We start from the raw sequence: 12,709 nt of genomic DNA on the forward strand, positions 1-12,709 counted from the left end.
GCCGCTGTGCGCATACACCCGCGCCTCGGGGCTCAGGACCGGAGCGCGACGCCGAGCTCGGAAGCCGCCGCCGCCCGGGCATCGGCGACCGTGGAGGCCGCGATCGCCGCGAGGGCCGCGCGTCGGCAGGTTGCCTCATCGACATCCGCGAGTGCGGCCGCGACCCTGCCGAGCGATCGGGAGGTCATCGACAGCGAGGTGACGCCGAGCCCGACCAGCACCGGCGCGAGCGCCGGATCCCCGCCCGCCTCACCGCAGACCCCCACCGGCTTCCCGACCGCACGGCCCGCGTCGCCCACGGCGCCGATCAGACGCAGGACGGCGGGCTGCCACGGATCGTTCAGATCGCCGAGCTCGCTGAGCAGACGATCCGCCGCCAGCGTGTACTGCGCCAGGTCGTTGGTGCCGAGGCTGACGAAGTCGACGACCTCGAAGAGCTCGGCGGCGAGCAGCGCGGCGGCCGGCGTCTCGATCATGATCCCGACGCGTGCGATCCCTGCCGACCGGCAGCGCTCCGCGAAGTCACGGGCCTCCTCGACCGTCGACACCATCGGGGCCATCACCTCGACCAGCGCCGACTCCGCGTCGGCAGCGAGCGCGAGCGCCCGCAGCTGCTCGTCGAGGAGCTCCGGGGAACGACGGGCGATGCGGAGACCACGCACGCCCAGCGCCGGGTTCTCCTCGTGGTCGGCGTTCGCGAAGGGCAGCGGCTTGTCGCTGCCCGCGTCGAGCGTGCGCACCACGACCTTGCGTCCGGGGAACGCGGCCAGCACCCCGCGGTAGGCGGCGACCTGCTCCTCGATGCTCGGGGCATCCGCCCGGTCCAGGAAGCAGAACTCGGTGCGGAAGAGCCCGACGCCCTCCGCTCGGGCGGACGCGGCGGAGGCGGCATCCGCCCCTCCGCCGACATTCGCCAGCAGCGGGACGGGGTGTCCGTCGGCGAGCACACCGGCGCCGTCGAAGGCGACGACGACGGCCGCCGCCCGCGCCTCGGCGATGCGCTCCTCGGGAGGATCCACCTCGACCGTGCCGTGGTCGCCGTCGACGAGCAGCAGAGCGCCCGCGACCACGCCCGTCGCACCGGCGACGCCGACGACCGCCGGCAGCCCGAGGGACCGCGCGATGATGGCGGTGTGCGAGGTCGGCCCGCCCTGCTCGGTGACCAGTCCGACGCACTGCCCGCCCTCGAGCGACGCGGTGTCGGCCGGGGCGAGATCCGTGGCGACCAGCACGAACGGCTCGTCGCGCTCCGGCACACCGGGCAGGTCGACCTCGAGGACCTCGGCAATGATCCGATCCCGCACGTCGCGGATGTCCGCGACTCGCTCGGCCATCCGGCCGCCGAGCGCGCGGAGGCCCTTCTCGTGGACCGCTGCGGCCTCCCACACCGCCCGCGCGGCGCTGCGCCCCTTCGTCTGCACGAGAGCGGTCGCATCCGCGACGAGCTCCGGGTCTGAGGCGAGGAGCCGAGAGGCGTCGAGGATCGCCCTGGCCTCCCCCGTGGCCTGCGCCGTGCGGGAACGCAGCTGATCGGCGACCGCCACCGCCGCCCACTCGATCGCGGAGACCTCGTCAGCGCGGTCCTCCGGGGCGATCACCGTCGCCGGATCGGGCTCAGGAAGCGGAGGGGCGAGACGCACCACGGGCGCCGCGACGCGCCCCGCGCTCACCCCGCGTCCGCGGAGAACGGCACCGGAGGCGATCTCGGCCGGAGCCGCGATCTTCGTCGCGGGCGCGGCAGAGCTCTGCGGCGCGGCGGTGGGACGCCCAGCCGATGCGTCCTCGGTCCCCTCGCCGAATCCGTCGTCGAAGAGCGCGGCCACGCGGGCCAGCGCCGCCTCAGCGTCTGCTCCCCGGGCTGTCAGCTCCACCTCGTCTCCCTGGCGGGCTCCGAGGATCAGCAGTCGGGAGAGGCTCGCGGCAGACGCATCCGGTCCCTCCGGAAGGCGACGCAGCCGCACGTCCGAACCCGCGGCGGCTCGGGCGATCAGCGCCGCCGGGCGCGCGTGGATGCCGAGGGGGTTGCGTACCCGCACCCGACGGACGTGCGCGTCGCCCGCGTCCGCGGTCGTTCCCGTCGAGGCGGTCTCCACAGCATCGGACTCCCCGGGGCTCCCGAGCTGCCCGGTCTTCGCGCCGAGGGCCGCACCGGCCTCCGCCGCCACATCGTCGAGCGAACCGCCCGCGGCCGCCGAGACCACCGCTGCCAAGAGCCCCTCCACGAAGGGAGCGGGGGCGAGGCGCACCGGCACGTCGCTCCCGCGCAGCTCGAGGGCGAGCTCCGCGCTCAGCACGGCAGATCCGAGATCCATGAGCACCAGCACCCCGTCGCAGTCGGCGGCCAGCTCATCGATCGCGCCCGCGACGGCGACGGCATCCGTTCCGAGGATCGGCGCCCCTTCGCCGTCGGTTCCTGCACCGGCGGCGACCTTCACCCGCACATCCCCGCCCTGCACCATCTGCAGGGCAAGCTCCAGCGCCGCCTCCCCGAGTCGTGCACTGTGGGAGACGGCCACGATCCCGATCATCAGGAGCTGCCGGAGATCGCCGCGGAGAGCGTGTCGAACAGGATGGCCGTCGAGGCGGCACCCGGGTCGAGGTGTCCGGCGCTGCGTTCGCCCAGATAGCTCGCCCGGCCCTTGCGGGCCACGAGCGGTTCGGTCGCGTCTCGTCCTGCGGCCGCGGCATCGGCGGCCCGCCGCGCCGCCGACGACAGATCGGCGCCTTCGGCGATCGCCGCATCGAGCGCGTCGACCGCGGGTGCCATGGCGTCGAACATCGTCTTGTCGCCGGCCTCGGCCTTGCCGCGGGCGACGATGCCCTCGAGTCCCGCGCGCAACGCGGATGCGAGGCCGGCGGCGTCGAGCTCGTCGACCGCGCCGGCCGTCATCCCCATGCGCAGGAAGAAGGTGCCGTAGAGCGGCCCGCTGGCGCCGCCGACCGAGCTCACGAGCGTCATGCCGACGCTCTTCAGCAGTTCGTCCGCCGTCGCGGGGGCTCCCGCGGCGAGCTTCTCCCCCACCGCGCTCATGCCGCGCGCCATGTTCGCGCCGTGGTCGGCGTCGCCGATCGCCGAGTCCAGCTCCGTGAGCCACTCGCGCTTCTCGGTCACCGCGTCGCGGAAGCGCGAGATCCAGTCGACCAGGGTGTCGGTTCCGATGGTCGCCATCACGCCCCCCACCGCAGACCAGGGGTGTTCACCGGGGCGTCCCACAAGCGCAGCAGCTCGTCGTCGACCTTGAGCACCGTGACGGAGCATCCGGCCATGTCGAGCGAGGTGATGTAGTTGCCGACGAGGTTCCGCACGATCTGCACGCCCGCCTTCTCGAGGAGCGCCGCGACCTCGGCGTACATCAGGTACAGCTCGATCTGCGGTGTCGCCCCCATCCCGTTGACCATCACGATCGCGGGTCCGGCGAAGTCGAGGTCGGCGAGGATCGGCTCGACGAGCTGACGGGCGATGTCGGATGCCGGAGCCAGCGGCTCACGGTGCCGACCCGGCTCGCCGTGGATGCCGATGCCGATCTCCATCTGGTCCTCGGGGAGGTCGAAGGTCGGCTTGCCCGCGGCCGGGACCGTGCAGCTCGTGAGCGCCATGCCCATCGAGCGCCCCTGGCCGTTGACGCGCTTCGCGAGCTCGACCACCGAGGCGAGGTCCTGGCCCTCCTCCGCGGCGGCACCGACGATCTTCTCCAGCAGCACGGTGAGGCCGACGCCGCGACGCCCCGCGGTGTAGAGCGAGTCCTGCACGGCCACGTCGTCGTCGACCACGACGCTGCCGACCTCGATGCCCTCCATCGACGCCAGTTCGGCCGCCATCTCGAAGTTGAGCACGTCGCCGGTGTAGTTCTTCACGATGTGCAGCACCCCGGCACCGCGGTCGACGGCCTTGGTCGCGGCCTGCACGCGGTCGGGCGTGGGCGAGGTGAAGACCTCTCCCGCCACGGCGGCGTCGAGCATGCCCTCGCCGACGAACCCGCCGTGCAGCGGTTCGTGTCCTGATCCGCCGCCGGACACGATGGCGACCTTGCCCTGCGCCTTGGGCGTCGCGCGCGTGATGACGTGGGTCTCGAGGTCGACCGAGAGCTCGGGGTGGGCGAGCGCCACGCCTCTGAGCGATTCGACGAGCACGTCTTCCGGGGCATTGATGAGCTTCTTCACTGCGATCTCCTTTGATCTCTTTCGCGAAAATCGGAAAGCAATTCGTTAATGTCGAATATGCTCGGACCCGGTCGGGTTGTCAAGATCAATCCGGAAGACCAGCACGACGAGCCGGTTCGACGTCGAACCGGAAGAAGGGATGCCCCGTGATCCAGGCGATCGACCGTGCGGCGAAGATCCTCGAGCTGCTCCAGGGCGCGCGCCATCTGGGCATCACCGACCTCGCCGCAGCCCTCAGCCTTCCGCCCTCCACCGTGCACGGCATCGTGAAATCGCTGCGCTCGCACGGCCTCGTCGCGAAGGAGCGCGGCGGACAGCGCTACATGCTGGGCCCCACCCTCCTGCGTCTCAGCAACGTCTACCTCGACACGCTCGACGTGCGCGCGCGGGCGATGCGCTGGACGCAGGAGCTCGCCCGCCGCACCAACCTCTCGGTACGGCTCGGCGCCCCGCACTTCACCGATGTGCTGGTCATCCACCACAACCTCCGCCCCGATGACAGTCAGCAGATGCTGGAGACGGGGGTCGCGATCCCGGCTCACGCCTCGGCGATGGGCAAGGTGCTGCTGGCCTACGACCTCGGGTTCCAGCGGAGCGTGTTCGAGCAGCCGCTGCGCAGCCTCACCGGCGACACGGTGACCGACATCGCACGGCTCACCCTGGAGCTTCCCGCGATCGCCGAGCGCGGGAACGCGGCAGAGTTCGATGAGGCGGTGCTCGGCGAGTCCTCGATCGCGGCCCCCATCGCGGATGCCTCGAACGACATCGTCGCAGCCGTGGCGGTGGTGATGCCGACCACGCAGACACCGCCCTCGGATGCCATCCTCGACGCGCTCCGCGAGACGGCCCGCAACATCTCGCGGGAGCTCGGCGCGACGTCCTGGCCGCCGCGCGTCGCCCCCGCGGAGGACTGACCGCGCGAGGCCGTCAGCCGCGCAGGGCCGACAGCCACGAAGGGTCGTCAGCCGCGCAGCGCGAGAGCGAGCGGAAGGACGTCGGTCGCGCCCGCCTGCCGCAGCGCACGAGCGGCGACCGTCATCGTCCACCGGCTGTCGACCAGGTCGTCGACGAGCAGCACAGGGCCGGCAGGCACCTCCAGGTGCTCGGCGCTGAACCGGTCCCAGAGACCGGCGAGGCGGAAGACGCTGTTCCCGCCGGGCTGCCCTGTCGGGCCGCCGCCGACCGGTTCGAGCGCCCCCAGGTACGGCAGGCGGCCGACCTCGGCGATGCCCCGGGCGAGCGAATCCACCAGCAGCGGACGCGAGCGCGACGGCAGGGCGACGACCGCCACCGGCCGCTCGGCCCAGCCCCACCCGGCGAGCACCCGGACGCACGCCTGGAGCAGCGCCGGCGTGACGGCTGCATCCGACGCGCCCGCCGCGAACAGGTCACGCAGCGTGTTCCCCCATCCCAGGTCGGTGAGACGCGCGAGCGCCCGCCCCTCCCCGGCCTGCTCGTCGGCGGCGATGCGGCCCTTGAGCGGCACCCCGAGCCGGTCGGCTCCCGTCGGCCAGGCCCGTCGGGGCTCGATCGGAACCCCGACCCGATCGAGCGACTCCGCGGCCTGCGTGCTCGCCGCCGTCCCGATCTCGCGCGGGAACCACCCGCCCGCGCAGTTGTCGCATCTCCCGCACGGCGCGGCCGTGTCGTCGTCGAGCGAGCGCTGCAGGAACTCCATCCGGCATCCGTCGGTCTGCTCGTACTCGATCATGTGCTGCTGCTCGGCGACGCGCTCGGCGGCGATCCGCTCGTAGCGCTCGGCATCGTAGGTCCACGGCTCGCCGGTCGCGACCCAGCCGCCCTGCACGCGCCGCACTGCCCCGTCGACATCGAGCACCTTCAGCAGCAGCTCGAGCGGCGTCCGCCGGATGTCGACCATCGCCTCGAGCGCCGGCGTCGAGATCGGCGTATCGCCGAGGGCGCCGATCACCCGCTCGGCGCGCTCCCTGTCAGGCATGGACGCGGTCGCGAAGTAGTGCCAGATGTCGCGGTCTTCCACCCCGGGCAGCAGCAGAACGTCGGCGCTCTCGCTCGCACGACCGGCACGACCCACCTGCTGGTAGTACGCCACGGGAGACGAGGGCGCGCCCAGGTGCAGCACGAAGCCCAGATCGGGCTTGTCGAAGCCCATGCCCAGAGCGCTGGTCGCGACGAGCGCCTTGACCTCGTTGCGCTTCAGCATCCCCTCCGACTCGGCGCGCTCCTCGGTGTCTGTCTGCCCGGTGTACGCCCGCACGTCGTGGCCGTGGTCGCGCAGCAGCCGGGCGGTGTCGACGGCCGCGGCGACGGTCAGCGTGTAGATGATGCCGGAACCGGGCAGGTCATCGAGATGGCTCAGCAGCCAGGCCAGGCGGCTCGCCGAATCGCGCAGCCGCAGCACGCCCAGCCGCAGCGAGGTGCGCGCGAGGGGGCCCCGGATCGTGAGCACCGGCGCGGCGGCTGCGGCGGCCTCCCCCGTGCCCTCGCTCAGACTGCCGAGCTGCTCGGCCACATCGGCCACGACCCGGCTGTTCGCGGTCGCCGTCGTCGCGAGCACGGGCACGTCGGCCGGCATCTGGGCGATGAGGTCGCGCAGCCGGCGGTAGTCGGGACGGAAGTCGTGTCCCCAGTCGCTGATGCAGTGCGCCTCGTCGACGACCAGCATGCCGATGCGCCGGACCAGTGCCGGCAGCTGCTCCTCGCGGAACGCGGGGTTGTTCAGCCGCTCGGGCGAGACCAGCAGCACGTCGACCTCGTCGCGGTCGAGCTGCGCGAGCACGTCGGTCCACTCGTGCGCGTTCGTGGAGTTGATGGCGACCGCGCGCACCCCGGCGCGCTCGGCGGCGGCGATCTGGTCGCGCATGAGCGCCAGCAGGGGCGACACGAGCACGGTCGGCCCGGCGCCCTGCCGCCGCAGCAGAAGCGTCGCGACGAAGTAGACCGCCGACTTGCCCCAGCCGGTGCGCTGCACCACGAGCGCGCGGCGGCGCCCCTCGACCAGCGCCTCGATCGCCTCGTACTGTCCGTCGTGGAAGTCGGCGTCGGGGCGGCCGACGAGCTCGCGCAGTGCGGCGAGCGCGGCCTCGCGGGTGTCGACGGGAGAGGGGGAGGTCATGCCCCCACTCTGCCTCACGCCACCGACACCTCGCGGCCGTCATCCTCGACCGCGCCCGCGCCCGCGCCCGCGCCCGCGCCCGGGATCCCGGCATCCGGCATCCGGCATCCGGGCCCGACTTGTCGGATGAAAACACAGATGCAGGTTCAGAACACCTCTCCGGACCTGCATCCGTACTCTCAACCTGCAGATGTGTCGATCCCGGGCCGCAGATCGCGCCTAGCGTAGGAGCATGATCACCCGCGAACTCGCCGTCGCCCTGCGGGATGCCGGCATCGGCTGGCACCCGTCCGAAGGCGACCGCTTCCAGCTCGACCTGCCCGACGACGTGGAGCTCGAGGCGGAGGCCGACGTCTTCACGGTCAGCGAGATGACGATCGAGGCGCGCCAGACGCCGAGCGGCACCGACCTCGCGTTCAACGGCACGACGGAATGGGCCCTCGACGCCGTGACTCTCGCCGACGCGGTCTGGCTGCCGCGCGAGGATCAGCTGCGCGAGCTGCTCCGGGGGACCTTCCGCTCGCTGGTGCGCCTCGACGACACCTTCCGCGTGGACATCGAGATCGCCGGGAACGGCCTCTCGTTCGAGCATCCGGACCCGGCCGAGGCATACGGTCGGGCCCTCCTGGAACTGATCTCGCGCTCGCACTGACAACCGCCTTGAAGAGGGGCGACCTTCTGTGTCAGAATAACCTAACGATCGGTCAGTAAAGATGCTGAATGAGGAGCCACGATGACCAGCCCCGCAGACCTCTCCCTCGTTCCGAGCGAGATCTCGGATGAGGAGCGCGTGTTCGACGAGCTCATCGCGAACGAGCAGCGCATCGAACCCCGCGACTGGATGCCCGACGCGTACCGCAAGACACTCATCCGCCAGATCTCCCAGCACGCCCACTCCGAGATCATCGGGATGCAGCCCGAGGGCAACTGGATCACTCGGGCGCCGAGCCTCAAGCGCAAGGCGATCCTGATGGCCAAGGTGCAGGACGAGGCCGGCCACGGTCTCTACCTCTACTCGGCCGCGCAGACCCTCGGCATCACGCGCGACGAGATGATGGACCAGCTCATCAGCGGCAAGGCCAAGTACTCGTCGATCTTCAACTACCCCACCCCGACCTGGGCCGACATGGGCGCGATCGGCTGGCTCGTCGACGGCGCCGCGATCGTCAACCAGGTGCCGCTGTGCCGCGCATCCTACGGACCCTACGGCCGCGCCATGGTGCGGGTCTGCAAGGAGGAGTCCTTCCACCAGCGCCAGGGCTTCGAGATCCTGCTGAGCCTCATGCAGGGCTCCGAGGAGCAGCGGCAGATGGCGCAGGATGCCGTGAACCGCTGGTACTGGCCGAGCCTGGCGATGTTCGGGCCGCCCGACGAGCAGTCCCCGAACTCGGCGCAGTCCATGAAATGGAAGATCAAGCGCTTCTCGAACGACGACCTGCGTCAGCGCTTCGTCGGGATGCTGGTGCCGCAGGCCGAGATCCTCGGCGTCACGCTGCCCGATCCCGAGCTGCGCTTCGACGAGGAGAGCGGCCAGTACGTGATCGGCGAGATCGACTGGGACGAGTTCTTCGAGGTGCTGCGCGGCAACGGCCCGTGCAACGCCGAGCGACTCGAGCGCCGCCGCACCGCCCACGACGAGGGTGCCTGGGTGCGCGAGGCCGCGGCCGAGTACGCCCGCAAGCAGGCCGTCAAGACGAAGGCCGTGGCCTGATGGCGAGCCCCGGCGCCGACGAGCGCGAGCCCTGGCCCCTGTGGGAGGTCTTCGTCCGCGCGAACCGCGGCCTGAGCCACGTGCACGTCGGGTCACTCCACGCACCGGATGCCGAGATGGCGATCCGCAACGCCCGCGACCTCTACACGCGTCGCGGCGAGGGCGTGTCGATCTGGGCCGTTCCGGCCGATGCGATCACCACCAGCGACCCTGACGCGAAGGGCGCGTACTTCGAGAGCCCCGCCGGCAAGAACTACCGGCACGCCGTGTACTACACGGCGTCCGAGGGGGTGCCGCACCTGTGAACACGCCAGACCCGGTCGTTGAGCGAGCGGAGCGAGACGAAACGCACGACATCCACGGCGACGTGACCGTCGACGCGCTGCAGCTCAGCGATGAGCTCTCCGGCACAGGCGCGATCGCCGCGTCCGCCGACATCGCCGAGTACGCGCTCCGCCTCGGCGACGACGCGCTGATCCTCTCGCAGCAGCTCGGCGCCTGGATCTCCCGCGCACCCGAGCTCGAGGAAGACGTGGCGCTCGGCAACATCGCCCTCGATCTGCTCGGCCATGCCCGCTCGCTCCTGCACTACGCCGGCTCCTATGACGGCCGGAGCGAAGACGACCTCGCGTTCTTCCGCGACGAACCCGAGTTCCGGTGCGCCTGGATCGTGCAGCAGCCCAACGGCGACTTCGCGCAGACCATCGCCCGGCAGTTCGTGGTGTCGACCTACATGTTCGAGCTCTACTCGGCGCTGCGGACGAGCAGTGACGAGACGTTCGCGGCGATCGCCGAGAAGTCTCTGAAAGAGGTCGACTACCACCGCGATCACGCCGTGCAGTGGATGCTGCGCCTCGCCGGCGGCACCGAGGAATCGCGCGAGCGGATCATCCGTGCGGTCCGGGATGTCTGGCCCTACGTCGAGGAGCTGTTCCGCGACGACGACCTGATCGACCGGCTGGGCGATGCCGCCGTGCGCCCGTCGAGCCTGCGCGCGGGCTTCGACGGTGTGGTCGACACGGTGTTCGCCGAGGCCGAGTTGGCCGTGCCGCCGGTCGCCTCCTCCTCCGCCGGAGGACGGCGCGGAGCACACGCGACTCCCCTGGGCCACATCCTCGCGGAGATGCAGGTGCTCGCGCGCCGGCATCCGGGGGCATCATGGTGACCCTTCGTCAAGCTCAGGGACCGGTTCGATCGCGCGCATGGCGGATCGCCGCCGCCGTCCCCGACCCCGAGGTTCCCGTCCTCACGATCGAAGACCTCGGGATGCTCCGCGCGGTCGAGGCCGACGGCGACCGTGTGCGCGTCGACATCACGCCGACGTACAGCGGATGCCCGGCGATGGACACGATCCGCGACGACGTGATCATGTCGCTGACGGCGGCGGGCTTCGCGGAGGTCGACGTGCGCTTCGTCCTCTCCCCCGCCTGGACGACGGACTGGATGACGGATGCCGGCAAACAGAAGCTCGAGGCCTACGGCATCGCGCCGCCCTCCGGCCGCGCCGCTACGGGGTCCCTGAGGCTGTCGAAGGGCGGTCCGATCCGCCTGGCGATCAGCGTGCGCTGCCCGCGCTGCGGCTCGCTCGACACGCACGAGGTCTCCCGCTTCGGCTCCACCTCCTGCAAGTCCCTGTTCGAGTGCCGCGCCTGCCTCGAGCCCTTCGACCACTTCAAGGTGCACTGATGTCGCTCTTCTCCTCCGCGCGAGCCGCCGCCTCGGCATCCGTCCCGCCGCATCGCTCGCCCGGCGAGCGCACGCGCGCCCGCTTCCACACGCTCACGGTCGAGGACGTGCGTCCGCTCACCGACGACGCCGTCGAGGTGACCTTCACCGTGCCGGCCGAGCTCGCCGACGACTACGACCATCTCCCCGGCCAGTACGTGGCGCTGCGCACGACGCTCGAGGGCACGGAGGTGCGCCGCTCGTACTCGCTGTGCCGAGCTCCCGAGCACCGCACCGACGGCCGGCCGACCCGGCTCAGCGTCGCGGTGAAGCGCGACGAGGGCGGCCTGTTCTCGACCTGGGCGCAGACCGGCCTGCATCCCGGGTTCGAGATCGAGGTGATGAGCCCGCAGGGCACCTTCACGTCGGGCCTCGACGATCTCGATCACAAGCACGTGGTCGGCATCGCCGCAGGCTCCGGCATCACGCCGCTCATGGCGCTCGCGCACACGGTGCTCACCCGGTCGGCGACCTCGCGCTTCACCCTCCTCTACACGAACCGGTCGACGCTCGACGTGATGTTCCTGGAGGATCTCGCCGATCTCAAGGACCGGTACCCGACCCGCGTGACGCTGCATCACGTGCTGTCTCGCGAGCAGCGGACGGCTCCGGTGCTCTCGGGGCGGATCGACGAGGAGAAGCTGCGCACGATCTTCGCCTCGCTCATCGATCCCGCCGACGTCGACGAGTGGTTCCTGTGCGGGCCCCTCGCGCTGGTGGATCTGTGCCGCGAGGTGCTCGCGGACGTCGGCGTCGCACGCGAGCACATCCGGTTCGAGCTGTTCACCACGGGCGAGGAGCCGCTGCGCACCGCCCGCCCCGTTCAGGTGCGCGCGGGAGCTGCGACATTCCGCATCGAAGTGAATCTCGACGGCGTCTCCTCGACGGTGGAGAGTCCGGTCGACGCGCACGAATCGGTGCTGAATGCGGCGCTGCGCGTGCGTCCCGATGCCCCGTTCGCCTGCGCGGGCGGCGTCTGCGGCACGTGCCGCGCCCGCGTGATCGAGGGCAGCGTGAGCATGACGGAGAACTACGCGCTGGAGCCCGACGAGCTCGAGCGGGGCTACGTACTCACCTGCCAGTCCCATCCCACCAGCGACCGCGTGGTCGTCGACTACGACGTATGACCGGAGTGCGTCGCCTGGCTCCCTGAGCTTGTCGAAGGGCCCGCCGAGAGGAACCCCATGATCGATCTCACCATCGCCGATGACGTCGCCACGGTCGTGCTGAACGCGCCCGACAAGCTGAATGCCCTCGACGAGCAGGCGCTGCACGGGCTCGACGCCGCGTACGCCGAAGCCGAGTCCGCGGGCGTCCGCGCCCTCGTGCTCCGCGGCGAAGGGAGGGCGTTCTGCGCCGGACGCGACATCTCCGGCGTCGACCCGCGAGAAGACGACGTGATCGGCTACCTCGGCGGACTCGTGACACCGCTGCTGCAGCGCATGTCGCGCTTCCCCGCACCGACGTTCGCGGTCGCGCACGGCGCCTGCCTCGGCGTGGGGCTCGGCCTGCTGATCGCGACGGATGTCGTCTACGTCGCGGAGTCCGCGAAGATCGGCTCGCCGTTCGCCGCGCTCGGGGCGACGCTCGATTCGGGAGGGCACGCGCTCTTCCTCGATCGGCTCGGTGCCCACAAGACCCTCGACCTCATCTACACCGGCCGCCTGATGAGCGGTGCCGAGGCCGTGGCATGCGGTCTGTTCTCGCGGGTCTTCCCCGACGACGAGGTCGTCTCCGCGACGACGGATGCCGCTGCCACCGCCGCACGAGGAGCCACAGCTGCGTTCCTCGCCAGCAAGCAGCTCGTCGCCCGGATCCGCGACGAGCGACTGGCCCTGTGGGACTCGGTCGACATCGAGAACGCCGCGCAGGCCGCGCTCTGCGACACGGACGACTACCGCGAGGGCTTCACCGCCTTCCAGGAGAAGCGGAAGCCGGAGTTCCGGGGGCGCTGAGCGCATCGGCATCCGCCAGCCGCCGCGCGGAATCAGGCCTGCATGTCCGAGGCCGATGCGAGA

Annotated in this window: 12 protein-coding genes; 8 read left to right on the forward strand and 4 right to left on the reverse strand. The window is 71.3% G+C overall.

Features of this window, described 5'->3' with window-relative positions:
- Positions 1-32: 32 nt before the first annotated feature.
- From ptsP to dhaK, 3 genes are read right to left on the reverse strand one after another with little or no spacing between them, the layout of a single operon-like run.
- Positions 33-2,516 carry a phosphoenolpyruvate--protein phosphotransferase gene (ptsP, locus tag LBN7_RS03295; protein ID WP_407360935.1) on the reverse strand — a complete coding sequence of 828 codons (2,484 nt, stop codon included), beginning with the start codon at positions 2,514-2,516 and terminating at the stop codon, positions 33-35.
- Between the two features lie 11 nt (positions 2,517-2,527).
- Entirely contained in the window at positions 2,528-3,169 is a 642-nt protein-coding gene (gene dhaL, locus LBN7_RS03300) for a dihydroxyacetone kinase subunit DhaL (protein ID WP_407360936.1), read from the reverse strand.
- Positions 3,169-4,161: a dihydroxyacetone kinase subunit DhaK gene (gene dhaK / locus LBN7_RS03305; RefSeq protein WP_341945971.1), complete on the reverse strand. Its 993-nt coding sequence runs from the start codon at positions 4,159-4,161 to the stop codon at positions 3,169-3,171. Before dhaK ends, dhaL begins: the two co-directional genes overlap by 1 nt.
- Before the next feature lie 146 nt (positions 4,162-4,307).
- Here dhaK and LBN7_RS03310 point away from each other — a divergent pair, with 146 nt between their 5' ends.
- The gene (locus LBN7_RS03310) at positions 4,308-5,075 is read left to right on the forward strand and encodes an IclR family transcriptional regulator (RefSeq protein ID WP_116634689.1); all 768 of its coding nucleotides are present in this window, start codon (positions 4,308-4,310) and stop codon (positions 5,073-5,075) included.
- A 47-nt stretch (positions 5,076-5,122) separates the two neighbouring features.
- On the opposite strand, the gene LBN7_RS03315 is transcribed toward LBN7_RS03310, so the two are convergent.
- Positions 5,123-7,255: a DEAD/DEAH box helicase gene (locus LBN7_RS03315; protein ID WP_341945972.1), complete on the reverse strand. Its 2,133-nt coding sequence runs from the start codon at positions 7,253-7,255 to the stop codon at positions 5,123-5,125.
- A gap of 232 nt (positions 7,256-7,487) precedes the next feature.
- Between LBN7_RS03315 and LBN7_RS03320 the strand changes: the two genes are divergently transcribed.
- The 7 genes from LBN7_RS03320 (at position 7,488) to LBN7_RS03350 (ending at position 12,646) form a co-directional block, all read left to right on the forward strand.
- Positions 7,488-7,907: a pilus assembly protein CpaE gene (locus tag LBN7_RS03320; protein WP_407360937.1), complete on the forward strand. Its 420-nt coding sequence runs from the start codon at positions 7,488-7,490 to the stop codon at positions 7,905-7,907.
- Between the two features lie 81 nt (positions 7,908-7,988).
- Entirely contained in the window at positions 7,989-8,966 is a 978-nt protein-coding gene (gene paaA / locus LBN7_RS03325; RefSeq protein ID WP_407360938.1) for a 1,2-phenylacetyl-CoA epoxidase subunit PaaA, read from the forward strand.
- Positions 8,966-9,271 (forward strand): 1,2-phenylacetyl-CoA epoxidase subunit PaaB, encoded by a 306-nt coding sequence (gene paaB / locus LBN7_RS03330; RefSeq protein WP_116634685.1) that lies wholly within the window; start codon positions 8,966-8,968, stop codon positions 9,269-9,271. Before paaA ends, paaB begins: the two co-directional genes overlap by 1 nt.
- 62 nt (positions 9,272-9,333) lie before the next feature.
- Positions 9,334-10,131, forward strand: coding sequence for a 1,2-phenylacetyl-CoA epoxidase subunit PaaC (paaC, locus tag LBN7_RS03335; RefSeq protein ID WP_407360939.1), 798 nt, complete (start codon positions 9,334-9,336; stop codon positions 10,129-10,131).
- Entirely contained in the window at positions 10,125-10,652 is a 528-nt protein-coding gene (paaD, locus tag LBN7_RS03340) for a 1,2-phenylacetyl-CoA epoxidase subunit PaaD (RefSeq protein ID WP_407360940.1), read from the forward strand. The genes paaC and paaD overlap by 7 nt, the downstream gene beginning before the upstream one ends.
- Positions 10,652-11,818 (forward strand): 1,2-phenylacetyl-CoA epoxidase subunit PaaE, encoded by a 1,167-nt coding sequence (gene paaE, locus LBN7_RS03345; RefSeq protein WP_407360941.1) that lies wholly within the window; start codon positions 10,652-10,654, stop codon positions 11,816-11,818. The genes paaD and paaE overlap by 1 nt, the downstream gene beginning before the upstream one ends.
- A 57-nt stretch (positions 11,819-11,875) precedes the next feature.
- Entirely contained in the window at positions 11,876-12,646 is a 771-nt protein-coding gene (locus LBN7_RS03350; protein ID WP_407360942.1) for an enoyl-CoA hydratase/isomerase family protein, read from the forward strand.
- Positions 12,647-12,709: the final 63 nt, after the last annotated feature.

Source organism: Microbacterium sp. LBN7 (assembly GCF_045690345.1).
Taxonomy (GTDB): domain Bacteria; phylum Actinomycetota; class Actinomycetes; order Actinomycetales; family Microbacteriaceae; genus Microbacterium.